Here is a 26,659-nt window from a genome sequence, read left to right as displayed (position 1 = left end):
CTAAATTTGATTGTTCCAAGGTAACGCTTTGAATATGGCGGAAGTTGCCCGCAACAATGGCTTTCGTCGCCTAATTGATGAATGTGTTTTCACGATCCACAGCATGGATTAATCTTCGTTTACCATATCGAGCGTTTGCGGGTTCTCGCCGTGCGGGATCCATCACGGAAAGAAAGATTTGCCTCGGCAGCTTTTTGGCCTATGAGTGTGCCGCAATTCCAAGAGACAAAGGCGCGGCCGCCGCCGGGCCACAGTAATCCGGTCGTTTCCCATGTCGCACAATACATTCGGTCATCTCTTCCGCGTCACCACCTGGGGCGAAAGCCACGGGCCGGCGCTTGGCTGCGTCGTCGACGGCTGCCCCCCGGGGCTCCGTTTCAAGCTTGAGGACATTCAGGTCTGGCTCGACAAGCGCAAGCCGGGACAGTCGCGCTTCGTGACGCAGCGCCGCGAAGATGATCTCGTCAAGGTACTGTCCGGCGTGATGCTGGATGAAGACGGCGAGACGATGATTTCGACGGGCACGCCGATCTCGATGCTGATCGAAAACACCGACCAGCGTTCCAAGGATTACGGCGAGATCGCGCGGCGTTATCGCCCCGGCCATGCCGACTATACCTATGACGTCAAATACGGCATTCGCGACTATCGCGGTGGCGGCCGTTCGTCGGCCCGCGAGACCGCGGCGCGTGTCGCCGCCGGCGGTATTGCCCGCCTCGTCGTGCCCGGCGTTACCGTGCGCGGCGCGCTGGTACAAATCGGAAAGCACAAGATAAATCGCGCCAATTGGGACTGGGCACAGGTCGATCAGAACCCGTTCTTCTCGCCGGATCCGGAAATCGTGCCGGTCTGGGAGGAATATCTCGACGGCATCCGCAAGGCCGGCTCCTCGATCGGCGCCGTTGTCGAAGTCATTGCCGAAGGCGTGCCCGCCGGTCTTGGCGCACCGATCTACAGCAAGCTCGATCAGGATATCGCCTCGCTGCTGATGTCGATCAACGCCGTCAAGGGCGTCGAGATCGGCAATGGCTTTGCTGCTGCCGAAATGAGCGGCGAGGAAAACGCCGACGAAATGCGCATGGGCAATGACGGCAACCGCATCTTCCTATCCAACCATGCCGGCGGCATATTGGGCGGCATTTCCACCGGCGAGCCGGTCATCGCCCGCTTCGCCATCAAGCCGACCTCGTCGATCCTGACCGAGCGCCGATCGATCGATGCCGACGGCAACAATGTCGATGTCCGCACCAAGGGCCGCCATGACCCTTGCGTCGGCATTCGCGCCGTGCCGATCGGCGAGGCGATGGTTGCCTGCGCCATAGCCGATCATTACCTTAGGGATCGCGGCCAGACCGGCCGGCTGAAATAAGGACGTTTTCATGCCCTATGATCAGAAGCGCGTGGTGGAAGCCCTCCGAGCCTTCGAGGCCGGCGAGATCGTCGTCGTCATGGACGATAACGACCGCGAGAATGAAGGCGACCTGATCGTTGCCGCCGTCCATTGCACGCCCGAGAAGATGGCCTTCATCGTCCGCCATACGTCGGGGATCGTCTGCACGCCGATGCCGCGCGAGGAGGCCAAGCGCCTGAACCTCAATGCCATGGTGGCGGAAAACGATTCCGCGCATACAACCGCATTTACCGTTTCCGTCGACTTCAAGCACGGCACGACGACGGGCATTTCCGCCGACGACCGCACGCTGACGGTGCGCAATCTCGCCAATCCGAATGTCGGCCCGACCGATTTCCTCCGACCCGGCCATATCTTCCCGCTGGTCTCGCGGGAAGGTGGGGTGCTGATGCGCTCTGGCCATACGGAAGCCGCCGTAGACCTCTGCAAGCTCGCCGGCCTGCCGCCGATCGGCGTCATCAGCGAGCTCGTCAATGACGACGGCACGGTGACGCGCGGCCAGCAGGTGGTGGAATTTGCCGAGCGGAACGAGCTGAAGCTCATCTCCGTCGCCGACCTCATCGCCTATCGCCAGCGCAAGGAAACGCTGATCGAACTCGGCGCCAGCTTCGATATCGAAACGCCGTTCGGCAAGGCGCGCGCTCACACCTATTCGCTACCCTGGGACCCGATGCAGCATCTCGCAGTCGTCTTTGGCGACATCCGCGACGGCATCGACATTCCGGTGCGCCTGCATCCGGAAAATGTGGCCGAAGACCTGTTCGGAAAGCGCCGTCCGGTCGATTTCTACATGAAGAAGATCGCTGATGAAGGCCGCGGCATCATCGTTTATCTCCGCGAAGGTTCCGTTGGCGTCGGCCATATCGACAATGGTCGCAAATCCCGCCAGGCCGGCCACGAGACCCATGCCGAGGCCCAGGCCCGCGACAGCGAATGGCTGGAAATCGGCCTCGGCGCGCAGATTCTGAAAGATCTCGGCGTCAGCTCGATCAAACTGCTCACCAGCCGCGAACGGCACTATGTCGGCCTGGAAGGGTTCGGCATCGAGATCGCCCGGACGGAGATTTGCTGATCTTGTTAATGGGTCAGCATTCTTGAATAACCGTAGTCAGCTATCTCCAAGTCAGGCCGAACACGCGAAGCCAATTGTCATAGGCGAATTTTCGCAGGGTCAACTCATCGAATTCATTTTTGCGCATGGCGTCTATGAGATGTGGCAGGCCGCTTGCATCCTTGATTTGGCGGGGCATGACCGCGCCATCAAAATCTGATCCGAGAGCGACCCTATCCGCTCCGACGCGACCTATGAGATAGTCGAAATGACGAACAACAAGGTCGAGAGGCGTGTCGTCTTCAAGGTGGCCATCGGGGCGAATGTCGTTGACGGCCAGGTTCAATCCGATGACCCCGTCAGTATCGCGAATGGCATCTAACTGCCGATCGGTTAGGTTTCGGGTCGATGGGCATAGGGCGTGAGCGCAGGCATGCGTGGCGACAAGCGGAGCGGTGCTCAGGGCGGCCACGTCCCAAAACCCACGCTCGTTCAGATGGGAAACATCGATCATTATTCCGAGAGCATTGCATCTTTTGACCAGGCTCTTGCCTAAATCCGTAAGCCCCGGCCCAGTATCGGGAGACCTCGGATAAGCGAACGGGACGCCATAGCCAAAAATATTCGGACGGCTCCAAACGATGCCGAGAGATCGGAGGCCCGCGTCATATAGGGCATCCAGATATCCGAAATCAGGGCCGATGGCCTCTGCCCCCTCTATATGAAGCACGACGGCAAAGGCGGCGTCCATCTGGGCAGTCCGAATATCATTCACGCTTGTGGCGAGGCGGATCTGGCCGTTGGAGCGTTCGATCAAACCCCTCATCGCGGAAAGCTGGCCATCGATTTGTCCACGGGCATAGTCCGGATGGACGGCATCGGCATAACGAACTTCGTATCCATCACGAGTGATAGTAAGGTCATCCACCGGCTCGTGTTCTGGAGAGGCATGCATTGCAAACAATCCGCCAGCCAAGCGGCCTTCACGCGCTCGCGGAAGATCAAGATGCCCCATCTCCGATCGGACCATAAAATCCCGGCCGGTAGATTTATAATCCACCATGAACTGAACCGCATCATTATGCCCATCGAATACATAAATGCTGCTCATGTGATCTCTGCCCCAAGGTTCAAGTGCAGTTTGGCCTACGCAGTCCTCTCGGAAACCAGCGGGAAATCAGGACGGAAGAACAGGCAATTTATCCCCGCCACCCCTCCAGAAACACCACCTTCTCCACCCCGGCAAAACGCGCCACCCGCTCCAATTCCGCTTCCAACTTTTCCAGCCGTCCGGCGGATGCCCGGACACTTGGTTCCAGCCACAGGCGTTTGACGTCCAGCGTGCCCGCCTTGCGGTCGGCTTTCATATCGATCCGGCCGATCAGCCGGTCTCCTTCCAGGAGCGGGAAAACGTAATAGCCATATTCACGCTTCGGCTCCGGCACGAAGACCTCGATCCGGTAGAAGAAGCCGAACAGGCGTTCGGTGCGGTTGCGGTCGCGTATCGTCGGATCGAAGGGGCTGAGGACGCGCATCCGGGCGGGAGCTTCGGGGAAGCTGTCGAGCGTAGCTGGGAAATCGGCAAAGCCGAAGGAAGGGCGCGGTTTGCCGTCCATGGCGGGCTCGATCAATATTTCGGCGAGTTCCGCGCGATGCGTGTCGACCCAGGTCTTCGCTTCCTGCGGCGTCACCAAGTCCCAGAAGGCGGCGATTTCGCCTGACGTGGCAAACCCAAGGCGTTGCAAAGCGCTGCGGCAAGCCCAGTCGACGAATTCGTCGTGGCCGACTTCGGGCGTGTGGAAATTTTCCGGCAGTACGCGCTCGACGAGATCGTAGACCTTTTGGAAATTGGTGCGGCCGGCGATGGCGAATTTGCCGGTACGCCAGAAATATTCGAGCGCGGTCTTGTTCGGATGCCAGTTCCACCAGCCGCCGGAGGTATGGTTCTCGTCCTTGATCTCACGGGCGGTAATGGCGCCGTTTTTCAGGACGCGCTCGTAGGTCTCCTCGAAGGCGGCTTCGAACCCCTCGCCCCGCCATTTGCGCCAGCGCTCGACGATCGCCAGCTCCTCGCGGCGAAACCGGTGCTTCCAATAGACGAAGAAGGCGCTGGGCAGGATGGAGGCATCATGCGTCCAGTTTTCGAACAGCGCGCCGTCCTTTTCGAGCAGTTCCGTCAGATGTTCGCGCCGATAGGTCTGGTTGCGGGAAAACAGAATCTGGTGATGCGCCCGCTCGACCGTCGAGATGCTATCGACCTGCACGAAGCCGATATCGTGGATCAACTGCAGCAGCCCGGCCTTGGTCAGGGCACGGTTCGGCGGATTGGAAAGCCCCTGCTTGGCGAGGAAGACGCGGCGGGCATCTCGGTTTGAAAGCAGATTCGTCATGCTCAGATCATAGGCATTAATTCCCATGCTTTCAAACGGCGTTGATTTGATAATTCGTTATGATGGGCTATAGGACCGCGATATCACGATGGAACAGGGCCAGCAGCTTGGATATCCGTTTCGACAATGCCGGCGTCAATTTCGGCCCGCGGCTTGCGCTTTCGCCGCTCAGCTTGACGCTGAGCGAGCGGCGCGTCGGTGTGATCGGGCTCAACGGTTCCGGCAAGACGACATTTGCGCGGCTGATCAACGGGCTTGCCAAGCCTACGACCGGCCGGGTCACCGTCAATGGGCTCGACACCGTGACCGACGCCAAGTCCGTGCTCGGCAAGGTCGGCTATATCTTCCAGTCGCCGCAGAATCAGATCATCCTGCCGATCATCCGCGACGATATCGCCTTCGGCCTCAAGGCGCGCGGCCTCGGCAAGAGCGAGATCGAGGCGGCGGTGGACGGCATTCTCGACCGGTTCAGCGTCCGCCATCTGGCGGAGCGGCGCGCACATGAACTTTCCGGCGGCGAGCTGCAGATGGCCGCTCTCTGCTCCGTGCTCGTCACCGGACCCGACATCCTCATTCTCGACGAACCGACCAATCAGCTCGACCTCCGGAACAGGGCGCTGGTTCAGGAAACCATTGCCGGGCTGCCGGAACATGTCATCGTCATCAGCCATGACCTGCCACTGATAGAGGATTTCGATCGGGTGCTGCTGTTCGATCAAGGTCGATTAATCGCGGATGCGCCACCGACGGAGGCAATCGCCCGCTACAGGGAGTTGGCTGCCTGATGCAGACGCTGCACGTCGACGCCAGTACCTGGATGCACCGGCTGACGCCGCGTCTGAAGCTTGGCGCGCTGGCGGCCCTCGGCATCCTGTTGTTCCTGACGGACAACCTCGCACTGCTTGGCCTCGCCGTTGCCATCGGCGCCCTCCTCTATTTCAGCACTGGCTTGCCCGTGAGCGAAGCGTTGAAACGGCTGCGGCCGGTCGTTCTCACCATTATCGTCGTGGCGCTGTTCAGCCTGATCTTCAATCCCGTCCATGTCGCTGCTGTCACCGTGTTGCGGCTGACCGCGCTCACGCTTTTCGCGGCCGTGGTGACGGCGACGACGTCGATCGCTGCTTTCATTGACGAGATCACGGCGCTTGCCGTGCCATTGGAAAAGGTCGGCCTCCTGAAGGCGGCCGATATCGGTCTTTCGGTCGGCCTCGTCGTGCGCTTCGTTCCGGAAATTCTCGACCGTTACCGTGCCATCCGCGAGGCGCATGAAGCTCGCGGGATCAAAATCCGCATGACAACAGCGCTGGTGCCGCTGATCATCCTGACGCTGCGCGATGCCGATAATATCGCAGCCGCGATTGACGCCAGGGGCATTCGGCGGCATTGAAAAGACACTGTTTTCGACTGGAGCCGTCATGACCACCCGCGACCTCGTTCTCTCCGCGCTTTTTGCCGCCATCATCGTAGCGCTCGGCCTGCTGCCGCCGATCTCGATCGGCATCATTCCGGTGCCGATCACGGCACAGTCGCTCGGCGTGATGCTTGCGGGCGTGGTGCTCGGCGCAAAGCGCGGCGCCGTCGCGGTGTTGATCGTCGTCGTGCTGGTGGCGATCGGCCTGCCGGTGCTGTCGGGCGGCCGCGGCGGCCTTGCCGTCTTCGCCGGTCCGACGGCCGGTTTCTTCATCGGCTGGATCTTCGCCGCCTATGTCACCGGCTATCTCTCCGAGCGGCTGGTGAAGGCCGAGCAAACGGCCCTTGCCCAGGGCATCGGCTTCTTCATCGCTTCAGTGATCGGCGGCGTCGTGGTTCTCTACGCCTTCGGCATTGCCTGGCTCGCGATCGGGGCCAATCTCGGCTTCACCAACGCGTTCAAGGGGTCGATGGGCTTCGTTCCGGGTGACCTCGTCAAAGCTGTCGTCGCCGCCCTCGTCGGCCGCGCCGTCATGGTTGGCTACCCCCTGCTGCCGCAGCGAAGCTGAGCCAAAAGTCAATCGAGGTATTTGTAGAGCCAGTCGCGGGTATCTTCCGGAAGCGGCACAGGATCGTGTTCCTCGCCGCGCACGGCGAGCCAGAGAATTTCCACCTCCGCCGCCACCTCATTGCCGGTTTCGACCAGGACCATGAAGCCGATCGACTTGCCGCCGATCTTGTTGACGCTGACCGAAAAGCGGGCGAGATCGTCATAACGCAGCGCCCGGTGCAGCGCGCACGAAGCCTTAGTGGCGATGTAGACCGGCTCGTCGCTCACCAGCGGCCGGGCGCGCCAAAAATTCGACAGCGCCGTTTCCGCCTGGGAGATGTAGGAGGCGATGAACATCTGCCCTTGCCTGTCGACATCGCGAGGCGGTACCCGCATTTCGATGACATCGGATCGTTCTAGACTCATCATCACGCAAAACCCTGGCCGACGGCTCGCACCTTAATGAAAGCTTAACATCGCGCCTCAAGAAGTAAACGGTTGGTAGCCCAACGTGGTTAAGATGGATTGTTGACATTATGGTGATACTGCCCATGTCCGGTAGCAGATGTCATATCCCGTCTGTAGATTGGTTTCATGAGCACACGTCTTTACGAGCACCCGATTTTTCTGGAACATCTTACCCCCCCGGGTCATCCGGAGAGGCCTGACCGGTTGCGGTCTTTGAATATCGCGCTGGAGCATCCGAACTTCGAGCGACTGGACCGGCGCCAGGCGCCAATCGCCAATGAAGACGCCGTGTTGCTTGCCCATCCGGAAGAGCACCTCACCTTTGTGATGCGCTCGATCCCCGACGGGGGTGACGAGGACGAGATCAACCAGCTCGAAGCCGACACCTATGCCAGCCCGAAGACGCTGCAGGCGATCCTGCGTGGCGTCGGCGGCGCAATGGCGGCAGTCGACGACGTATTCTCCGGCGCGGCCGACAACGTCTTTGTCGCGGCCCGCCCCCCTGGCCACCACGCAGAGAAGTCCAAGGCCATGGGCTTCTGCTTCTTCAACAACGTGGCAATCGCCGCCCGCCATGCGCAGAAGGCCCATGGAGCCGAGCGCGTCGCCATCGTTGACTGGGACGTGCATCACGGCAACGGCACGCAGGACATCTTCTGGGACGATCCCTCGGTGCTCTTCTGCTCCACGCATCAAATGCCGCTTTACCCCGGCACCGGCAAGAAGGACGAGCGCGGCACGCATAATACCATCGTCAACGCGCCGCTTTCGCCCAATACCGGCGGCGACCATTTCCGCGAGGCCTTCAAATCGCGCGTGCTGCCGGCACTCGACGATTTTCGCCCCGACCTCATCCTCATCTCGGCCGGCTTCGATGCCCATCATCGCGATCCCCTGGCACAATTGAATCTCACCGGCGAGGATTTCGACTGGGCGACCGGGCGCATTCTGGAAGCCGCCGACCGCAGCGCCAAGAACCGGGTCGTCAGCCTGCTCGAAGGCGGCTATGATCTGGAAGGCCTCGCCGAATCGGCAGGCCTGCATATTCTGCGCATGATGAAGGGTTGATGATGAGCGAAAGCGCCAAAGTGGATGTGTCCGGCTATTCCTTTGAAAAGGCTGTGGCGGAGCTCGAAAGCATCGTCGCGCGGCTGGAACGCGGCGACGTCGCGCTCGACGAATCCATCGCCATCTATGAGCGCGGCGAAGCGCTGAAGAAGCATTGCGAGGCTCTGCTCTCGGCAGCGGAGAACCGCATCGAGAAGATCAGGCTCGACCGCGCCGGCAAGCCCCAAGGCACGGAGCCGCTGGACGGACAGTGAGGCCCGCGCGCGCAAGATTTGAGTTTCCGACCTATTGCCGTTAGGTTGGCTTTCAACCGAATGGAGCGCTCGTCATGTCCTTCTTCCCTGGAAAAGATCCGCTGCCCGGCGATGCCTTCGCCTGCGACGCGATCGAGCATCTCATCATTCCCCGCACCAGCGATCTCGGCGGCTTCTTCGTCCGTCGTGCGCTTCCGAGCAGCCGGCGGCGGCTAGTGGGACCGTTCATCTTTTTCGACCGCATGGGTCCCGCAGTGCTGCGGCCGGGCGAAGCACTGGATGTCAGGCCGCATCCGCATATCGGCCTCTCGACCGTCACCTATCTTTTCGACGGCGAAATCCGTCATAGGGACAGCCTCGGGACGGAAAAGGTCATTCGCCCCGGCGATATCAACCTGATGACAGCCGGGCGCGGTATCGTGCATTCCGAGCGCACGCCAGACAATCTGCGCGGCCATCCGCTGGCGATGTCCGGCCTGCAGACGTGGCTAGCCCTGCCGGACGACAAGGAAGAGATCGATCCGGCCTTTACCCATACCGAAAAGAGCGACATGCCGCTGATCGACGACGGCGGAGCGACGGGCCGCGTGGTCATCGGCAGCTTCGAGGGCGTGACCTCGCCGGTCAAAGTCTTTTCCGACACGCTCTATGTCGATCTTCAGCTTCAGCCCGGCGCAAAGTTTCCGTTCGGCGCCGGGCATGAGGAACGTGCGGTCTATATTCTCTCCGGCTCGCTCATTGTTGCGGGCGACCGTTTCGAACAGGATCAACTCCTTGTCTTCCGCCCCGGCGATGCGATTGCCCTGGAGGCGGCTGAAAAAGGCTGTCATTTGATGCTTTTTGGTGGTGCGGCACTCAATTCAAAGCGCTATATCTGGTGGAATTTCGTGTCTTCTTCTAAGGAACGCATCGAAAAAGCCAAGGAAGAATGGCGCACCGGCCGTTTCGATATCGTGCCGGGAGACGAGGAAGAGTTTATTCCTTTGCCGGAAAGCTAACGAGTTCATAACAATGCCAAATGTTTCTTGTTCAGGCACTCCTTGAATTCGTCGCCTTTTGTCGCAATCTTTTTTGAGATAAAGGCGGGCCGCTGCCCAAGAATAGTAAGAAAGAGGCTTCAGCCTTGACACATATGCCAGAGACGCCCCTGCTGGACCAGGTCCACTATCCTTCCGACCTGCGAAAGCTGGAGGACCGGGATTTGCCGCAACTCGCCCGCGAGCTCCGCGACGAGATGATCGATGCGGTATCGCGCACGGGTGGACATCTTGGCGCCGGCCTCGGCGTCGTGGAACTCACCATCGCCATCCACAATGTCTTCGACACGCCGAACGACCGTCTGATTTTCGACGTTGGTCATCAATGTTATCCGCACAAGATCCTGACCGGCCGGCGCGACCGCATCCGCACGCTGCGCCAGGAGGACGGACTTTCCGGCTTCACCCGCCGCGCAGAGAGCGAATATGATCCCTTCGGCGCAGCGCATTCCTCCACATCGATTTCCGCCGGTCTCGGCATGGCGGTCGCCGCCGAACTCGACAATACCGACCGCCGCGTCATTGCCGTCATTGGCGACGGCGCGATGTCGGCCGGCATGGCCTATGAGGCACTGAACAATGCCGGCGCGCTCGACGCGCGGCTGATCGTCATTCTCAACGACAACGACATGTCGATTGCCCCGCCGACCGGAGCCATGAGCGCCTATCTCGCGCGCCTCGCCTCCGGCCGCACCTATATGGGCTTTCGTGATTTCGGCAAGAAGCTCACCGCCTATCTGGGCAAGAATGTCGACCGCGCCATTACCCGCGCCGTCGAACATGCGCGGGGCTATGTCACCGGCGGGACGATGTTCGAGGAGATGGGTTTCTACCACATCGGCCCGATCGACGGTCACTCCTTCGACCATCTTCTTCCGGTCCTGCGCAATGTGCGGGACCATGCTCAGGGCCCGGTGCTGATCCATGTCGTGACGCAAAAGGGCAAGGGCTATCCCCCTGCCGAAGCGGCGGCGGACAAATATCACGGCGTCAACAAGTTCGACGTCATCACCGGCGCGCAAGCCAAGGTGAAGCCGAATGCACCGAGCTATACCAGCGTCTTCGCCGATGCGCTCGTGCAGGAAGCGATGCTGGACGAAAAGATCGTCGGCATCACCGCCGCCATGCCGAACGGCACCGGTCTCGACAAGCTGCAGGAATTTTTCCCGGCCCGCTGTTTCGACGTCGGTATTGCCGAGCAGCATGCCGTCACGTTTGCGGCCGGCCTGGCCGCCGAGGGTTTTAAGCCCTTCGCGGCGCTCTATTCGACCTTCCTGCAGCGCGCCTATGACCAAGTGGTGCACGATGTCGCGATCCAGGGGCTACCAGTGCGCTTCCCGATCGACCGCGCCGGCTTCGTCGGCGCCGACGGGCCGACGCATGCCGGCTCCTTCGACACGGCCTTTCTCGCCAGCCTGCCCGGCTTCGTGGTCATGGCCGCCGCCGACGAGGCGGAGCTGAAGCATATGGTGCGCACGGCTGCTGCCTACGATCTTGGCCCGATCTCCTTCCGCTATCCGCGCGGCGAAGGCGTTGGCGTCGATTTGCCGGAACGCGGCGAAATTCTTCAGATCGGCAAGGGCCGCATCGTCAAGCAGGGTTCGAAAGTGGCGCTGCTATCCTTTGGCACCCGGCTCGCCGACAGCCTTGCCGCCGCCGAAGATCTCGATGCGGCCGGACTGCCGACAACGGTTGCCGATGCTCGTTTCGCCAAACCGCTCGACCACGATCTGATCCGCCAGCTTGCCAGCCATCATGAGGTGCTGATCACCATCGAGGAAGGCTCGGTCGGCGGCTTCGGCAGCCAGGTCATGCAATTCCTCGCCACGGAAGGCCTGCTCGACAATGGTTTGAAGATCCGCACGCTGGTCATGCCCGACATCTGGATGGAGCAAGCCAAGCCCGAAGTCATGAATGCCAAAGCCGGTCTCGACCGGGCCGGCATCGTGCAGACGGTGTTCAAGGCGCTGGGCCGCAGCCGGATTATCGAGGTCGTCGGGTAAATCCGGCTTGGCCCGCCATCGATCTACCGTTTGTTCGGATGTCGATCTTCCGGCACTTTAACAGGCGCGCCCTGAGGCGTGGTCGCCCTGTGGGCGAAGCGCGTTGATTTGAATGTGGAAAGGTCGCTGGCTTTGCCTCCACGGCATCTAGTCCGCTTTTGCTGATTAGAATTGAGTGCGGCGTGCTTCGTCTCTTCGCCCTGCGGCAATCAGTCATCTAACTGTCATGAACAAAGCGGAACTTGCAGCAATGCAGGAACGGGCATGTTCGCGTTTTTAAGAGCGATCATGCATCGACTGCTGTCGTTAGCTGCCATCGAGAAGCGGAGAGAACCTTGAACAATTCAGACAAAGAGCACCAGTATTCCGACTGGCTTGAAGCGGAACTGGCCGATACGCTAGACGAAGACTATGAGTTGGAACTCTCGGAACCGGCTCTTTCCGAAGAGATCCGAAAGATTTACCAGAAGGCACATCCGGCTGCGATGCCGCGTATCGACTACTTCCGCACCCTGCTGTCGCTACAGGCCGAACTGATCAAGCTCCAGGATTGGGTGACCTATCACAAGGAGAAGGTCGTCGTGATCTTCGAGGGCCGAGACTCGGCGGGCAAAGGCGGGGCAATCAAGAGGATCACCCAAAGGCTCAACCCGCGCGTTGCCAGGGTCGTGGCGCTGCCAGCGCCATCCGACCGCGAAAAGTCCCAATGGTATTTCCAGCGCTATGTGCCCCATCTGCCGGCGGGCGGCGAGATCGTTCTCTTCGACCGGTCCTGGTACAATCGCTCCGGTGTCGAGCGTGTGATGGGCTTTGCGACGGAAGATCAGGTCGAACAGTTCTTTCACGACGTACCCGAGTTCGAACGCATGCTGGTTCGCTCCGGGATTCGGCTTGTCAAATACTGGTTTTCGATCACCGACGAGGAGCAGCAGCTTCGCTTCCTCGTGCGCATCCACGATCCCTTGAAGCAGTGGAAGCTCTCGCCGATGGATCTGCAGTCCCGCGTGCGGTGGGAAGCCTATACGAAGGCGAAAGAAGAAACCTTCGCGCGCACGAACATTCCGGAAGCGCCCTGGCACATCGTCGAAGGCAATGACAAGAAGCGCGCCCGCCTGAACTGCATCGACCATCTGCTCAGGCAGATTCCCTATGAGGACGTGCCTCACGAGGACATCACCCTGCCGGAGCGCGTCTTCAACCCCAACTATGAGCGCAAGGTGCTGCCGCCGGAGCTTTACGTTCCGTCCAAGTACTAGGGAACGCTTTCGCGGTAGCACTGGCCAAGGGTCATAGCCACCCTCGGCAGCTACCGCTAACTGATATCTGTCTCGCCTCGAAACAGGCGAGACAGATCTCCCCGACCTCCGATGCCCGTCAGAAAGAGCATCAGAGGTTCGGCGTCATCAAGACGCCAGCCTCAGAACTCCTCCCACTCATCCTGGGCAACAGCCGCCGCGGTGGCCTTGCCGCCAAACGCCTTGGCAACCGTGCGGCCCAATGCCCTCGCAGGCGAAGCAGCCGGTCGTGACTGGGCGGTAACGGCCGCAGGACGTTTGGATTCGCGGGGCATGTCACTCAGACGGAACTGGTGCAGGAGCTCATTGAGGGAGGCTGCCTCGCGGGCGAGTGCATGGCTCGCCGCCGTCTGTTCCTCGACCATGGCGGCATTCTGCTGCGTGCCCTGGTCCATATTGTTGACGGCAGTGTTGATTTCCTGCAAGCCGGTCGACTGTTCGCGGGTGGCGATGACGATGGCGCCGACGTGGCGGTTGATCTCCTGCACTTCGGAAACGATCAGTTCCAGCGCCTTGCCGGTTTCGCCGACCAGCGACACGCCGGTGTTGACCTGATCGCTCGAGGTGGTGATCAGTGCCTTGATCTCCTTGGCGGCGCTGGCGGAACGCTGGGCCAGCTCGCGGACTTCCTGGGCGACGACCGCGAAACCCTTGCCGGCATCACCGGCGCGGGCAGCTTCGACACCGGCATTCAGAGCCAGGAGGTTGGTCTGGAAGGCGATATCATCGATGACGCTGATGATGTTGCTGATCTCACCCGAGGACTTTTCGATCTGCTGCATGGCGGAGACCGCCTTGCGCACGACATCGCCGGACTTCTCAGCGCCCTGACGGGCACGTTCGACGAGATGGCCGACATCTTCAGCGCGCTTGGCGGAATCGCGAACCGTCGTCGTCACCTCTTCGAGGGCTGCTGCGGTCTCTTCGACGGCGGCCGCCTGCTGCTCGGTGCGGCGGGCAAGATCGTCGGCGGCCGAACGAATTTCGCCGGCACCGGCATTGATCGCCGAAGCATTGTGGCCGACCGACTGCAGGGCGGCTTCCAGCTTTTCGACGGCATTGTTGAAGTCGACGCGGACGCCGTCGAGCTGCGGTGCGAAGGTACGCTCGAGGCGCGCGGCGACATTGCCGGAGGCCAGGGCGGCAAGCCCGCCGGCCAACGCCTCCATCGCGAAGCGGATCTCGCCCTCTTCCCGCGCCTTCTGCTCGTCGTTCATCTGACGTTGACGCTCGGCATCGCCGCGCATGCGGTCGGTCTCGCCGGCAAGACGCAGTTTCTCGATCGCCGCTTCCTTGAAGACGACGACGGCGTCAGCCATGCGGCCGACTTCATCGCCCCGGCCGATGGCCGGCACGTCGATATTATGCTCACCGCCGGCAAGGCGGGCCATGGCGGCAGTCATGCCGACGATCGGGCGAACGATGGTGCGTGCGAGCAGCCAGGCAAGCACGGCTGCGGCCAGCGAGGCAATGATACCGCCGGCAATCAATGTCAGACGCAGTTCGCTGTTGGCATCATCCTGGATGGCCGACTGGGCATCTGCCTTGGCGCGGGCAGCCTGTTTGATCTTGGCTGCAGCCTCACGGAAACCGTCGAGCTGACCCTTCGTCTCGTTCTGGCCGATCTTGACGATCTGGTCGAGCGGCATCTCGGTTTCCTTGCGCGCCTTCATCTGCGGCTCGGCGAGCTGATGGAAATAGAGATCCGCGGCCTTCTGCATGCCGTCGATCGCGGCAAGCAGGTCCGGCTCGTCGGCGGCAACCGTCTTGGCGGCCGCCATGCTCTTCAGCATGCGATCGCGATTGGTGCCAACGTCGCCATAGGTGCTATTGCTGCGCAGCAGCAGGAAGCCGCGCAAGTTGACCGCCTGTTCCAGCATGGCCTGCAGGGAATCGTCGATCAGATTGACGAGCTGCTGTGACTTGACCTGTTCGGCGGCGGCCGCGGTCGATATTTCTTCCTTGGCGTAAACGAATGCGGAAACGCAGGCGAAGATAGCGATAAGTGCGGCAAAGGTGATGGCGAGTTTGCCATTCAAGGAAAGGTTCTTCGCAAACATGGGCAAGCGCCTCCTGAGCGCCGGTCCTGGCGAACATCGACGAACCCGCTGGGAGAGCGCAGCCGGATGCTCCAAAATTCTGGGAAGAGGCATGATTGGGCGCGAGAGGCGCGGAGCCGTCATGGCAGGCGATTATCCCCGAAAAGGACAATCGCAATCGCATGCATAACTAGATGCTACAGCTTTAAAATTATTTAACTCTGCTCAGTGCAAGAGGCGCAACAATACTCTAATTCTGAGATCCGGCATTGAGGATCAGAATATCGAGATCGTGCTCAGGAGAAAAATCCTCTGCGGTCATCTGAAAACTCGTGGGGCCGATCTTCTTGACACCGCTGCCGCAGAAGCTGACGTAGTTATCCGGGCTGCCCTTATCGACCGTTAGCTGGAAATGCTTGATCGGACCGGACCAGTTGGCGCCCGTGCTCAAAACGTAGGAAATCCAGCTTTCGGTATAGGCGCGGCCGCCCTTGTCGGAGGCTGCGGATAGTTTGGTAGCGGTTTTAAGGAAAGCGTCGTCCACGCAATATTTGGTCTGATAGATCTTGAGCTGCTCCTTCTCGTAGTCCTCGTTGCCAGCAAAGGTGATGGCGACCGTGCCGCCGACACTCGGCTTATAGCGGTGCTGCACACTGATTTTGGCGCGGGCCGGAAATTTGGTGCGCCACCAATAGGTCGTGTGCAGGATCCACATCGGCGTCGGGTGATGCTTCATGCCCTGGCCGTCACTGTCGTATTCGTCATCGGCAATGAGACCGCGCGCCTTCCAGTCCTGGAGCACATCAGGCGGCAGCTTCGCAACCGCGTTGAACGCGGCTGCGCCGAGCGGTCGCAGCGGAATATTGTGCGCCTTCAGCTCGGCCGTCAGATCGATACCGGAGACTGTCACGCTCTGCTGCAAAGTCGGCGTGATCGGTTTGCCGTCCTGCGTGACGGTGAAATCGAGGAAATTGTCGGCATCGGCGTCCTCGATGGCGACCGTGCTGTCGAGGACGCCCTCGATATCCGGCATGGGGAAGGCGACGACGCTTTCGACATCCTTATCCGATGTGTTCTCAAAGAGGTAATCGACCTTCACCTCCGTCGGAGAAATGAAGAGCTTTTCGTCATCCATGCTGATATCGCCGGTGCGGACATAAGCGAGGCCGCCGGTCTTCAGCTCCGCCATGCTATCGTTCGCCAGGGCCGGCGTGGCAAGCATCGCCAGAGCCGTCGCATAGCCGCAAATCCCGCGCATCCGAGCCCCCATCTACTGCCGGTTTGCGGCGATTATGGCGAGATACCGCATAGCGTCAACGCCGACATTGGCCGCCATCAACACAAAACGCTTGCAACGCAGACCATTGCCCGGCATGGACAGCCCATGTCCGAACCGCAACGCCTCGACCAGCTTCTCGTCTCCCTCTCGCTTTTCGCCAGCCGCTCGCGGGCGCGCGACGCCATTCAGCGCGGCACGGTGACGGTTGACGGCAAAGTAGTGAGCAAGCCGGGCGCATTGTTTACCGAAGATGCGGAGATCGCGATCGACGATCCCGCTCAGGATTACGTTTCGCGGGCCGCGCTGAAGCTGGTGGCCGCGCTGGATCATTTCCAACTCGATCCGAAGGGGCAGCACTGTCTCGACGTCGGCGCCTCGACCGGCGGTTTCACCGAAGTGCTGCTGCAGCGGGGTGCGGCGCATGTCACCGCTATCGATGTCGGCCATGGGCAGGTGCATCCGCGCATATCAGCCGATCCGCGCGTGACCAATATCGAGGGACTGAACGCCCGCTATCTGACGGCCGAAGACATTGGCGAGCCCGTAACCTTCATCGCCTCCGACGTTTCCTTCATCTCGCTGAAGCTGGCGCTGGCACCGGCCCTCGGGCTTGCCGAGCCGGGCTCGCGTTGCGCGTTGCTGGTGAAGCCGCAATTCGAGGCCGGACGCGAGGCGATCGGCAAGGCCGGTCTGTTGAAGGACCCCTCCTCCGCGCCAACGGTTGCGGCGGAGCTGGAACGCTGGCTCATCGAGGACATGGGCTGGCGTAGCCTCGGCCTCATCCCCTCGCCGATCGCGGGTGGCGACGGCAATCAGGAATTTCTTCTCGCAGGGATCAAGCCATGAGCACCGAAACCGTGACCATCCAGAAGCTCGGCGCCCAGGGCGACGGCATTGCGCAAGGCGCCGACGGGCCGATCTACGTACCCTTCACGCTGCCCGGCGAGACCGTTGCCATCGCGCGGGTGAAGAGCCATGGAACGTTGATGTCGATCGCGGCGGCCTCGCCCGAACGGCAGGAGCCACACTGTCGGCATTTCGGCCCCGACGGCGTCAATGGCACCTGCGGCGGCTGTACGCTGCAGCACTATGCCGATGCGCCCTATCGCGCCTTCAAGCGCCAGCTCGTGATCGATGCATTGCGCTCCAAAGGGCTGACGCCAGAGGTGGACGAGCTCATCGCCGCCCATCCGGGCGAGCGCCGGCGCGTGGTCTTTGCCGCACGCAAGACCGAGAAGGACATGCTGATCGGCTTCAATCAGGCCGAAAGCCACCATATCGTCGCCGTTCAGGAGTGTCCGATCGCCTCGGCCGGGATCATGTCGCGACTGCCGGCGATCAGGGCTGTCGGCGCGGCTCTCGCTGTCAGCGCGGAAGCATTTCGCATCTCCGTCCTGGAGACGCTCTCCGGCCTCGATATCGCTGTCGATGAGGTCAAGAAACTCTCCGACAAACAGCGGCGCAGCGCCATCGAAACCGTGCTTGCCCTTCGCGGTATCGCCCGCGTCTCCCTGAACGGCGAGATCCTGGTTGAGCCGATGAAGCCGATGGTCGATTTCGGTGGCGTGCAGGTTTCGCCGCCGCCGGGCGCCTTCACCCAGGCGACAAAGCCGGCCGAAGAGGCTATGGCCGAGCTGGTTGCTGCCCATGTCGGCAAGGCGAAGCGCATCGCCGATCTCTTCGCCGGCAGCGGCACATTCTCGCTGCGTCTGGCGCGCATCGGCCGCGTGCATGCCGTCGAAGGCGAAGACAAGCCTTTGGCTGCCCTCGACTACGCAGCGCGCAACACGCAGGGGCTGAAACCCGTAACCATCGAACGCCGCGACCTTTTCCGCCGGCCGCTGATGGCGCAGGAACTGAAAGCCTACGACGCCGTCGTCTTCGATCCGCCGCGCGCCGGTGCGGAGTTCCAGAGCAAGGAACTGGCTCGCTCCGCCGTCAAAAAAATCGTCGCCGTCTCCTGCAACCCGCTGACGCTCGCGCGCGATCTGGCCCTGCTGGTCGAAAGCGGCTACCGCATCACAAGGGTCACGCCGATCGACCAATTCCTGTGGAGCTCACACGTTGAAGTGGTGGCGGCGCTGGAGAAGTGACGACACGAGCTTGGGGCCGACCCTCGTGGTTCGAGACCGCCCTGCGGGCCTCCTCACCATGAGGGCGGAGTGAGATCGCATAGTCTTCATCTCAACCTTCTCTTTCTTCGACAAAATCGGAACGAGTTTGGGATTCTGTGCCGAGTTTTGGAAGGCCAGGAAAGATTAGCCCTCATGGTGAGGCGGGAGCGAAGCGACCCTCGAACCACGAGGGCGGATGAGGGAAAAGAATTGATCATTCAGTACACTTAATGGTAGAGAAATTCATCCCTGCTTGAAAGCTCGTCATGGAAGCTACCGTCTACATCCTTCGCTGCAGTGATGGCTCCTATTATACCGGTCTCACCAAACAGGAGATCGAAGCGCGGGTATGGGAGCACAATGCGGGCATCTACGATGGCTATACCGCCAAACGCCGGCCGGTCGAATTGGTGTTTCATGAAGTCTATGATCGGATCATCGATGCGATTGCGCGAGAACGACAGATCAAGGGTTGGTCGCGCCGGAAGAAGGAAGCCTTGATTGCCTTGAATTACGAAGCCTTACCTGCCTTGTCGCGACGGGGACCCGCAACGAAATAGCGATAACGTCAACTCTCCGGGCCACCTCGCCCTTCGAGGGTCGCTGCGCTCCCGCCTCAGGGTGAGGCGGAGAGAGTGCTATGGTCGCGGCAAAGCCAGAAAATGGCTTCTCTTCTGGATCGGCGAGTTCCTCTGCAACACAGAGGCAGGTCATAGTCAAATCCACAGTTCTCGGCCGAAAGCAGGTAAGGTTTTCGGGGGACGCTATGAGAAACAGATGCGATCGGAGCAGCCTCGTGGTTAAGCGAGCAGATCAGCCCTCACCCTGAGGCGGGAGCGCAGCGACCCTCGAAGGGCGAGGGCGGGTGAGAGAAAGAATATCTCTCACCGCTTCATGAACGCCTCAAACGCCGCCCGAGCCTCCGCGCTCTTCAACTGCGCCGCAAAGTGCCTTGCCTCTTCGTCGATGCGGGCGAGAACGTCTTCGGCCGAGCCGCGTATCAGGTCACGCGCGATCCGCAGTGCTTCGGGTGGCTTGGCCGCAAGTTTGGCGGCGAGTGCCAGGGTTTCGGCTTCCAATGCCTCCGGCGTGGTGACCTTCCAGATCAGACCGGCATCCTTTGCTTCCGGGGCGGAAAAGCCCTCGCCGAGGGCGAGCAGAGCGAAGGCGCGCTGATGGCCCATGACCCGCGGCGCAATCAGGCTGGAGGCGGCTTCGGGGACAAGGGCGAGATCGACGAAAGGCGTCTTGAACAGGCTGCGGTCGGAGGCGATCGTCAGGTCGCAATGGAGATGGATCGTCGCGCCGATGCCGATCGCCAGGCCGTCGACACCAGAGATGACGGGCTTCTTCGCCGTGGCCAGCACGCCCAGGAAGTCCAGCACCTCGCGGCCCATGCTGCCGCTCATGGCGAAGGCGAGGAAATCGGCAAGATCATTGCCGGCGGAAAAGCAGCCTTCGCTGCCAAGGAAGGCGGTGACGCGGATATCCGAGGCCTCATCCGCTGCCCGCAAAGCGTCGGTCATCGTCTGATACATGGCGCGGGTGAAGGCATTTTTCTTTTCCGGCCGGTTGAAGCGGATCACCTGCACATGGGGGGCAGTCTCAGGGCGTTCGATCAGGATGTGGTCGGTCAAGTGTATGTCCTTAAGCAAGAGCGATGCGCGCAGCTTCGAGGCTGGAAGCGCCGGCGACGATGCGATCGGTGAGTGCGGTGGTTTCGGCCAGCATGTTTTCCGCAGCGAAGCGGCAGAGAGCAATGCGCTTTTCCCCCTCGCCATCCGTAGCTTCCGCCAGAGCACCTTTGGCCAGATAGGAGCCTGTCAGCACAAGGCCGAAGAGCCGCTGATAGGGTGTGGCCCCCGCCAGTGCCTCCGCGATACGGCCCTCCGCCTGGCGCGCGAGAAGCCATTCGCTTGCCGCCTCGAGATCGGTGATGGCGGCATAGAGCCGTGTCGCCGTGTCGCCGAAACCGTCCAGATTGGATTTGGCAACGGTATCGGCAACCTCGCGTAGTTCGTGGGTGAAGCCACGCATATGATCACCATTGGTAATTGTCAGCTTACGTGTTACGAGATCGATCGCCTGGATGCCGTTCGTGCCTTCATAGATCGGCGCGATACGGGCGTCGCGCAGCAGGCGGGCCGCACCCGTCTCTTCGATAAAGCCCATACCGCCATGCACCTGGATGCCGAGCGAAGCGACATCGACGCCGGCATCGGTGGAAAAGGATTTGGCGATCGGCGTCAGCAGGGCGGCGCGCTCCTGCCAGTGCCGTGCTCTGCTGGGATCGCGATGCGACATGTCGATCGCCTCGGCGCAGGCATAGCAGATGGCGCGCGACCCCTGCGTCAGCGCCTTCATCGTCAGCAGCATGCGGGCGATATCGGGATGTTCGATGATCGGGCTCATGCCTGTCGCTGTCGTACCTGGAGCCCGCCCTTGCGTGCGCTCTTTTGCGTAAGCGATGGCTTTTTGTGTCGCGGCCTCGGCGATCGCCACACCCTGAATGCCGACGGCGAGCCGCGCATTATTCATCATCGTGAACATGCAGGCGAGGCCCTTGTTCTCTTCGCCGACGAGCCAGGCAACGGCCCCCTTCTCGGTTCCGTATTTGCCGTCGCCATAGATCATCGTGCAGGTGGGTGAGCCGTGGATGCCGAGTTTATGCTCCAGCGAATGGGCGAAATAATCGTTGCGCGCACCGAGCGAGCCGTCATCGTTGACCAGGAATTTCGGCACCAGGAACAGGGAGATACCGCGCGTGCCTACAGGCGCATCCGGAAGGCGCGCAAGCACGAAATGGACGATATTCTCCGCCGCCTCATGATCGCCCCAGGTGATGAAAATCTTCTGGCCGTATAGGCGATAGGTGCCGTCATCGCGGCGTTCGGCGCGGGTGCGCAGCGCCCCGACATCGGAGCCGGCATGCGGCTCTGTCAGATTCATCGTGCCGGCCCATTCGCCCGAAACGAGTTTTGCCAGATATTTGCGCTTAAGGTCCTCGCTGCCGTGAGCGATCAGCGCCTCGACCGCACCCATGGTCAGCGTCGGCGCGAGACCAAAGGCCATGGAAGCGGAATTCCACATTTCCAGCGCCGCAACGTTCAGCATATGCGGCAGGCCCTGGCCGCCGAACTCCTCCGGTGCCGTCAACCCGTTCCAACCGCCGGCAATCCAGTCGCGATAGAGCTTCTCCCAGCCATCGGGCAACACCACCTTGCCATCGATGAGTTTGGAGCCCTGCCTATCGCCGATCTCCGCCAGCGGTTCCATCACGTCCCCGGCAAAACGGCCGGCCTCGGTCAGAATGGCGTCGACGACATCGCCGCTGAGATCGCCGAGGCGCCCCTCCTCCATCGCTTGCCCCATGCCAGCGACATGCTTCAGCGTAAACGCGATTTCCTCGACCGGCGCCTTGTACATGGTGTCTTCCTCCGTGATGACGATGCCGACAGTCTACCTCACCCAAGCTATCGGCCGCATGATGTTTATAGCTAATTGATTTTTACGTAAACGTCAATTTTGGGCAGGCACCTCAATGTATCGAGACAAATCCGCATTCACTTCCCTGAATGATTTGTGCTAACAATTATCACCTTGGTTATACGCTGGAAGAGGAATGAACATGGCTAGCAGCGCAAATCTTGGCAAGCGGCTCGAAAGCTATGTGGATGAACTCGTAACAAGTGGACGTTACAACTCCCGCAGCGAAGTCCTGCGCGAAGGCGTTCGCTTGGTCGAAGAGCGAGAAAAACGCCTCGCTGCGCTCGATACCGCGATTGCACAAGGCCTTGCGGATGTTAAAGCAGGGCGAGTGGAGCCTCTTGAAGAGGTTGCTGCCAGACTGACTGCAAAATACGAAAATATGGCAAAAGACCGCCGCTCGTGATCGTCGTTTTCTCCGCCAGAGCTCAAGCCGATGTTGAACATATTGGCGACTACATTGCTCAGGATAATCCCCAACGCGCGGCAAGCTTCATCATGGAGCTTGTCAAGCGGTGTAGGCATCTAGCGGACATGCCGTACCGCTTTCCGCTGGTACCGCGCTATGAACACACAGGCGTCCGCCGCTTCCCGCATGGTGCCTATCTCGTTTTCTATCATGTCAGCGAAGACGCCGTAGAAATTCTGCATATCTTGAATGGCGCCCAGGATTTCGAAGCAATTTTGTTTCCCGAGACCTAAGTTACGTCGAAAACTAACTGGCGATCCTCCAATCGGCCTTGCCCCACCTGCGGCATATCCGCCTTCCTGCGCGATTGTCGCGCCATAGCCGGGACTTGCATAAACAATCGTCATGAACAATGAGTATGGCAACTCCCTTGACGATGCGAACAACTCGGCCATGAACACGATCACATCAGCCACCACGATACCTGGCCTCATCTGGGCCTATCGCCTGCGTCCCGGCGCGAATAAGCCGGAGCGGCTGTCCGATGATACCGATCGCGCCACGCTGTTTGCGGACGATGGTTTCCTGTGGCTGCATCTGAGCCTTGTCGATGCCCGCGTACCCGCTTTTCTTGAGGATGCGCCAGGTCTGAACGAACCTGCCCGTGTGGCGCTGACGACGCATGAGACGCATGCGACCATCACCGTCGACGAGCAGATGCTGTTCGGCACGCTGGTCGATTTCCAGCGCGAATTCGATCAGGATACGCGCGACATCGGCTGGCTGCATTTCGTGCTGACCGACCGCATGCTCATCACCACCCGGCTGCAGCCGCTACGCAGTGTTGAGCGGGCGCGCATGCTGATCGAAAAAAACGCAGCCAAATTCACCCGGCCGCTCGATATATTCGAGCTGCTGGTCGTCGAGTTCCAGCGCACCCTCATCTCGCTTGTTATCGAGATGACCGAGGAGCTCAATCTCATCGAGGATTTCGTCTACGAGAACGCGCCGCGGGACGAACGCCGGCGATTGGCGCCCGTGCGCCGGACGATTGTGCGCCTGCACCGGCATCTGCGCACCGTTTTGACACTGATGCGGCGCGCTGCAGCATCTGACGACGAAGAGATGCCGCTCGGGTTCGAGGATGTCGCCGGCCGATTGACGGGCCGGCTGGAGGCGGTCGATCACGATGTCTACGCGCTGCAGGAGCGCGCCAGGCTGCTGCATGAAGAAATCGACTCGAAGCTTTCCTCCGAGATCAACCGCCATCTCTATATTCTGTCGATCATGACGGCCTTCCTGCTGCCGCCGACGCTGGTCACCGGCTTTTTCGGCATGAACACGTCAAATCTGCCGTTTTCAGGCGGCGGTGCCGGCACGGAATATGCCGTGGCCCTCATCATCGCTTCGATGGTACTCGCCTGGTGGCTGCTGAAGCGGGTCAACATTCTCTGACGGCAGGGCGTTCAACCATGAAAAACCGCCCGGCGAGTGACCGGGCGGCTGGGGCTGATAGGTTCAAATCTCTCGCTCAATAGAAGGGCGAGTAGCACTGCTGCCGGGGACCGCGATTGGGCTGGAACGTATTGTCATAAGCCCGGTAGGAGCGATAGCGCGCCTCGCACCATTCGACGTGGCGCGGGTTGATGCCTCCGGCCGGGGCAACATAACGCGGCTGGCTGGCAATCGCGCCGCCAATGATGGCTCCGGCGCCGAAGGCCGCCAGCGGGTACCAATAGCCATCATAATAGCGATAGCCATAACGATAGCCCGGATAACCGCGGTAGCCGCCATACCAACCACGGCGATAATACGGATAGTACCCGCCGTGATAACCGCCATAGCGGCGCCACTGAACCTGCTGAACGTCGGCAGGGGCGGCCTTGTCTGCCGCCGCAACGGGCGCGGCAGGCATCTGCATTGCGAAGGACGGGGTGAAGCTCGTCAGAGCCACAGCGGCCGAAACAGCGATAGTCGCAATTCTTGCACGGAAACCAAGCATTTATATCTCCATTCCCTGGCTTACATTGTGCTTAAGGCAATGAACGTTCCTAATTGGGGAAGGTTCCCCAAACAGGGTTCGAATACCTGCTGCGCCGCGCGTCCAATATGACGCGGCGGGACGTAGCGGCGCATAGTGTTTCCCTTAAATCGGTACAAATTTAAGGGGTTATGCGGACCCAACGGTAAATTTTTAGCGATCCCATCCTTAACCAGGGATTAACCACCGATCCTTACCATTGTTTCATGAAGGGATACCGGCAGACTCACCCTCTGATTTGCAGTTTCCTGATGGTTCTGGCGCTGCTCGGACCGGCTTCCCGGCTTGCGGCCGCTGAGAACCCACCCTGGAACGACCCCCAGAACGCCCTTATCGTCGATGCCTATGAGTTGAATACCATCGATTGGGATCAGCTTCTGCAAGACAAGCGCATAGCCGCTTTCATCTCCAAGGCTTCCGACGGCCTGCCAGAGAGCTTTAGCTGCACGGGCGATCATGCCGGCGACACCTTTGCGCACTGCAAGACGATGTGGCGCAAATATGCCGTCAGCCGCGAGCTGTATCAGACGCGCCGCATACTGGCCAAAATGAATGGCCTGCTCTGGGGCGCCTACCACCTTGGACGGCCCGGCAACCCGGTCGACCAGGCCAATCACTTTCTGGATTATGCCGATCCGAAACCGGACGAATTGATGGTGCTCGATATCGACGGCTTGGACGCGACCCAGTTCATGTCGCTCGATGACGCGCAGATCTTCGTCGGTCACATCAAGGTGAGAACCGGCCGCTATCCCATTCTCTATACCAATCACAACACCGCCCGGTATATTGCCGATCATCGCGAGGACTATCCGATCCTGTCGCGGCTGCCGCTGTGGTATGCGCGCTACAAGCCGGATGTAAAAGGCACCTTCCCGCTCGGCAATTGGGACAATTATGCGCTCTGGCAATTCTCCTCATCCGACAATTGCTCGGAGAAGGCCTGTCCTTACCGCGTGCCGGGGACGCTTACCGATATCGATGTCAATGTCGTGGCGATGACGAAGGTGCAGCTCGCCAAGATCTGGCCGCAGGGCGATCTGCTGCCCGCAAAGCCGGAACCTGCACCCATGATCATTGCCAAGGGACCAAGCTGTACCGCGCCGTTGCAGACGCTCGTCTCGCTGATGGTCGACCCAATCGTCACCGCCGCAACGCAGCCGAAGACGGTCGAGATCAACGAGTTGAATTATCAGGATTTCTAGCGCATCCGCTATCGGGCGGGAGCCGCCCGATAGCGGATAAGTAGTCTCGATTCAAAAGGCTTAGGCTTCTATCTGCACATCCGTTTTAGGCCGCGAACAGCAGGCCAGAATGTAGCCTTCGTCGATTTCGTCGTCGAGGATGCCGCCATTATGGTTCATCTCGACCTCGCCCGACAGTTTCATCACCCTGCAGGTGCCGCAGAGACCGGATTCGCAGGCAGCACCGATGCGTACGCCGGCGCCGCGCGCGGCCTGCAGGATCGTCTGGCCTGGGGCGCAGGCGACATCCCTGCCGGCCATGGTGAAGCGGATCGAGGTCGCCGCGTCCATCGACGCGTCATCGCTGACTTCGGCCAGCGGCGTTGCCGCCTGCGCCGGCTGGAAGCTTTCCTGATGGTAGCGCGCCATGTCGAAGCCGTGGGCTTCCAGCATGGAGCGGACGGCATCCATGAAGACTTCAGGGCCGCAGCAGAAGATGGTGCGTTCCATGAAATCTGGCGCGAGCAGTCCGATCTTTGCCTTGTCGATGCGGCCCTTCAGCCCCGACCAGAGATCGGTGCGGCCGCAGCCTTCGACGATGAAGCCGAGATCGAGGTTCGGCATGAAGCGGGCGAGATATTCCAGCTCCGAGCGGAAGATGATGTCGGCGGGGCTGCGCGAGCAATTGACGAAGGTGATGTCCGACAAGGGCCCTGTGTCGGCCATGTAGCGCGTCATCGCCATCATCGGCGTGATGCCGGAGCCGGCCGAAACGAAGAGATATTTTTCGCCGGGATGACGGATGTGGCTGAAATCGCCGAGCGGGCCGAAAGCCTTGATGCGCATACCGGGCTTCAGGTTCTCGAACATCCAGCGCGTGCCGATGCTGTCCTTCTGCGCCTTCACCGTGACGGCCACGGAAAAGGGCCGCGACGGTGTCGAGGAAAGCGTGTAGGTGCGCATGACCGGCTCGGGCGCCGTCGGCAGTTCCAGGGTTACGAACTGGCCCGGCAGATAGCGGAACCAATTATCCTTGTCGGAGCGGAATGTGAAGGTCATCACATCGGGCGCTTCCGGCGTTGCCGACAGGCATTCGAGCAGATGCTGCCTGTCGCTCCATGGCTGCATCTGATCCAGGTGCTGATGACGGAGAGAGATGGTCATGTTCAT

At 60.6% G+C, this 26,659-nt stretch carries 26 protein-coding genes; 17 read left to right on the top strand and 9 right to left on the bottom strand.

Annotated features, from left to right (window positions below):
• Positions 1 to 271 precede the first annotated feature (271 nt).
• Together aroC and ribB are read left to right on the top strand one after the other, a co-directional pair.
• Positions 272 to 1,369: a chorismate synthase gene (aroC, locus tag N2601_RS02380; protein ID WP_104822217.1), complete on the top strand. Its 1,098-nt coding sequence runs from the start codon at positions 272 to 274 to the stop codon at positions 1,367 to 1,369.
• A gap of 10 nt (positions 1,370 to 1,379) precedes the next feature.
• Entirely contained in the window at positions 1,380 to 2,483 is a 1,104-nt protein-coding gene (gene ribB / locus N2601_RS02375) for a 3,4-dihydroxy-2-butanone-4-phosphate synthase (protein ID WP_104822216.1), read from the top strand.
• A gap of 40 nt (positions 2,484 to 2,523) precedes the next feature.
• Here the strand turns inward: ribB and N2601_RS02370 are convergent, their stop codons facing one another.
• Complete coding sequence (locus N2601_RS02370; protein ID WP_104822215.1) at positions 2,524 to 3,573, bottom strand: dipeptidase; 1,050 nt, start codon at positions 3,571 to 3,573, stop codon at positions 2,524 to 2,526.
• 88 nt (positions 3,574 to 3,661) lie between these two features.
• The gene (locus tag N2601_RS02365; protein ID WP_104825004.1) at positions 3,662 to 4,852 is read right to left on the bottom strand and encodes a winged helix-turn-helix domain-containing protein; all 1,191 of its coding nucleotides are present in this window, start codon (positions 4,850 to 4,852) and stop codon (positions 3,662 to 3,664) included.
• 107 nt (positions 4,853 to 4,959) lie between these two features.
• On the opposite strand from N2601_RS02365, the gene N2601_RS02360 reads away from it, so the two are divergent.
• From N2601_RS02360 to N2601_RS02350, 3 genes are read left to right on the top strand one after another with little or no spacing between them, the layout of a single operon-like run.
• Positions 4,960 to 5,637 (top strand): energy-coupling factor ABC transporter ATP-binding protein, encoded by a 678-nt coding sequence (locus tag N2601_RS02360; RefSeq protein ID WP_104822214.1) that lies wholly within the window; start codon positions 4,960 to 4,962, stop codon positions 5,635 to 5,637.
• Positions 5,637 to 6,239, top strand: coding sequence for an energy-coupling factor transporter transmembrane component T family protein (locus tag N2601_RS02355; RefSeq protein ID WP_104822213.1), 603 nt, complete (start codon positions 5,637 to 5,639; stop codon positions 6,237 to 6,239). Before N2601_RS02360 ends, N2601_RS02355 begins: the two co-directional genes overlap by 1 nt.
• A 28-nt stretch (positions 6,240 to 6,267) precedes the next feature.
• Positions 6,268 to 6,831 carry a biotin transporter BioY gene (locus N2601_RS02350; protein WP_104822212.1) on the top strand — a complete coding sequence of 188 codons (564 nt, stop codon included), beginning with the start codon at positions 6,268 to 6,270 and terminating at the stop codon, positions 6,829 to 6,831.
• A gap of 8 nt (positions 6,832 to 6,839) precedes the next feature.
• Here N2601_RS02350 and N2601_RS02345 read toward each other — a convergent pair whose 3' ends face one another.
• Positions 6,840 to 7,241, bottom strand: coding sequence for an acyl-CoA thioesterase (locus tag N2601_RS02345; RefSeq protein ID WP_104822211.1), 402 nt, complete (start codon positions 7,239 to 7,241; stop codon positions 6,840 to 6,842).
• A 165-nt stretch (positions 7,242 to 7,406) separates the two neighbouring features.
• On the opposite strand from N2601_RS02345, the gene N2601_RS02340 reads away from it, so the two are divergent.
• From N2601_RS02340 to ppk2, 5 genes are all read left to right on the top strand, one after another.
• Entirely contained in the window at positions 7,407 to 8,348 is a 942-nt protein-coding gene (locus N2601_RS02340; protein WP_104822210.1) for a histone deacetylase family protein, read from the top strand.
• A 2-nt stretch (positions 8,349 to 8,350) separates the two neighbouring features.
• The gene (locus N2601_RS02335; RefSeq protein ID WP_104825003.1) at positions 8,351 to 8,602 is read left to right on the top strand and encodes an exodeoxyribonuclease VII small subunit; all 252 of its coding nucleotides are present in this window, start codon (positions 8,351 to 8,353) and stop codon (positions 8,600 to 8,602) included.
• 74 nt (positions 8,603 to 8,676) lie between these two features.
• Positions 8,677 to 9,600, top strand: coding sequence for a pirin family protein (locus N2601_RS02330; RefSeq protein WP_104822209.1), 924 nt, complete (start codon positions 8,677 to 8,679; stop codon positions 9,598 to 9,600).
• Between the two features lie 125 nt (positions 9,601 to 9,725).
• Positions 9,726 to 11,642: a 1-deoxy-D-xylulose-5-phosphate synthase gene (dxs, locus tag N2601_RS02325; protein WP_104822208.1), complete on the top strand. Its 1,917-nt coding sequence runs from the start codon at positions 9,726 to 9,728 to the stop codon at positions 11,640 to 11,642.
• Positions 11,643 to 11,977: 335 nt separating this feature from the next.
• Positions 11,978 to 12,898, top strand: a complete 921-nt coding sequence (gene ppk2, locus N2601_RS02320) for a polyphosphate kinase 2 (RefSeq protein ID WP_104822207.1) — start codon at positions 11,978 to 11,980, stop codon at positions 12,896 to 12,898.
• A gap of 161 nt (positions 12,899 to 13,059) precedes the next feature.
• Here ppk2 and N2601_RS02315 read toward each other — a convergent pair whose 3' ends face one another.
• Positions 13,060 to 14,997 carry a methyl-accepting chemotaxis protein gene (locus tag N2601_RS02315; protein WP_104822206.1) on the bottom strand — a complete coding sequence of 646 codons (1,938 nt, stop codon included), beginning with the start codon at positions 14,995 to 14,997 and terminating at the stop codon, positions 13,060 to 13,062.
• A gap of 229 nt (positions 14,998 to 15,226) precedes the next feature.
• On the bottom strand, positions 15,227 to 16,234 hold the full coding sequence (locus N2601_RS02310) for a DUF4424 domain-containing protein (RefSeq protein WP_104825002.1): 1,008 nt from the start codon (positions 16,232 to 16,234) through the stop codon (positions 15,227 to 15,229).
• Positions 16,235 to 16,360: 126 nt separating this feature from the next.
• On the opposite strand from N2601_RS02310, the gene N2601_RS02305 reads away from it, so the two are divergent.
• The 3 genes from N2601_RS02305 (at position 16,361) to N2601_RS02295 (ending at position 18,929) form a co-directional block, all read left to right on the top strand.
• Positions 16,361 to 17,101: a TlyA family RNA methyltransferase gene (locus N2601_RS02305; RefSeq protein WP_104822205.1), complete on the top strand. Its 741-nt coding sequence runs from the start codon at positions 16,361 to 16,363 to the stop codon at positions 17,099 to 17,101.
• The gene (locus N2601_RS02300) at positions 17,098 to 18,348 is read left to right on the top strand and encodes a class I SAM-dependent RNA methyltransferase (protein ID WP_104822204.1); all 1,251 of its coding nucleotides are present in this window, start codon (positions 17,098 to 17,100) and stop codon (positions 18,346 to 18,348) included. The genes N2601_RS02305 and N2601_RS02300 overlap by 4 nt, the downstream gene beginning before the upstream one ends.
• 287 nt (positions 18,349 to 18,635) lie before the next feature.
• Positions 18,636 to 18,929, top strand: coding sequence for a GIY-YIG nuclease family protein (locus tag N2601_RS02295; protein ID WP_104822203.1), 294 nt, complete (start codon positions 18,636 to 18,638; stop codon positions 18,927 to 18,929).
• Positions 18,930 to 19,253: 324 nt separating this feature from the next.
• Here the strand turns inward: N2601_RS02295 and N2601_RS02290 are convergent, their stop codons facing one another.
• A complete protein-coding gene (locus tag N2601_RS02290) occupies positions 19,254 to 20,006 on the bottom strand; it encodes a crotonase/enoyl-CoA hydratase family protein (RefSeq protein ID WP_104822202.1) in 753 nt (250 codons plus the stop codon).
• Between the two features lie 10 nt (positions 20,007 to 20,016).
• Complete coding sequence (locus N2601_RS02285) at positions 20,017 to 21,795, bottom strand: acyl-CoA dehydrogenase (RefSeq protein WP_104822201.1); 1,779 nt, start codon at positions 21,793 to 21,795, stop codon at positions 20,017 to 20,019.
• Positions 21,796 to 21,997: 202 nt separating this feature from the next.
• On the opposite strand from N2601_RS02285, the gene N2601_RS02280 reads away from it, so the two are divergent.
• The 3 genes from N2601_RS02280 to N2601_RS02270 all read left to right on the top strand — a co-directional run bounded on the left by N2601_RS02280 (position 21,998) and on the right by N2601_RS02270 (position 23,719).
• On the top strand, positions 21,998 to 22,261 hold the full coding sequence (locus N2601_RS02280) for a type II toxin-antitoxin system ParD family antitoxin (protein WP_104825001.1): 264 nt from the start codon (positions 21,998 to 22,000) through the stop codon (positions 22,259 to 22,261).
• Positions 22,258 to 22,557, top strand: coding sequence for a type II toxin-antitoxin system RelE/ParE family toxin (locus N2601_RS02275; RefSeq protein WP_104822200.1), 300 nt, complete (start codon positions 22,258 to 22,260; stop codon positions 22,555 to 22,557). The genes N2601_RS02280 and N2601_RS02275 overlap by 4 nt, the downstream gene beginning before the upstream one ends.
• A gap of 160 nt (positions 22,558 to 22,717) precedes the next feature.
• A complete protein-coding gene (locus N2601_RS02270) occupies positions 22,718 to 23,719 on the top strand; it encodes a transporter (RefSeq protein WP_104825000.1) in 1,002 nt (333 codons plus the stop codon).
• 76 nt (positions 23,720 to 23,795) lie between these two features.
• On the opposite strand, the gene N2601_RS02265 is transcribed toward N2601_RS02270, so the two are convergent.
• Positions 23,796 to 24,266: a BA14K family protein gene (locus tag N2601_RS02265; RefSeq protein ID WP_104822199.1), complete on the bottom strand. Its 471-nt coding sequence runs from the start codon at positions 24,264 to 24,266 to the stop codon at positions 23,796 to 23,798.
• 290 nt (positions 24,267 to 24,556) lie between these two features.
• Here N2601_RS02265 and N2601_RS02260 point away from each other — a divergent pair, with 290 nt between their 5' ends.
• Positions 24,557 to 25,510, top strand: coding sequence for a glycoside hydrolase family 25 protein (locus N2601_RS02260; protein WP_245463927.1), 954 nt, complete (start codon positions 24,557 to 24,559; stop codon positions 25,508 to 25,510).
• 60 nt (positions 25,511 to 25,570) lie between these two features.
• Here the strand turns inward: N2601_RS02260 and N2601_RS02255 are convergent, their stop codons facing one another.
• Complete coding sequence (locus N2601_RS02255) at positions 25,571 to 26,659, bottom strand: hybrid-cluster NAD(P)-dependent oxidoreductase (RefSeq protein ID WP_104822197.1); 1,089 nt, start codon at positions 26,657 to 26,659, stop codon at positions 25,571 to 25,573.

Source organism: Rhizobium sp. CB3060, from assembly GCF_025200735.1.
Lineage (GTDB): Bacteria > Pseudomonadota > Alphaproteobacteria > Rhizobiales > Rhizobiaceae > Rhizobium.
Note: the sequence above shows the minus strand (reverse complement) of the source record. Positions and strands in the feature narration are given on the sequence as shown.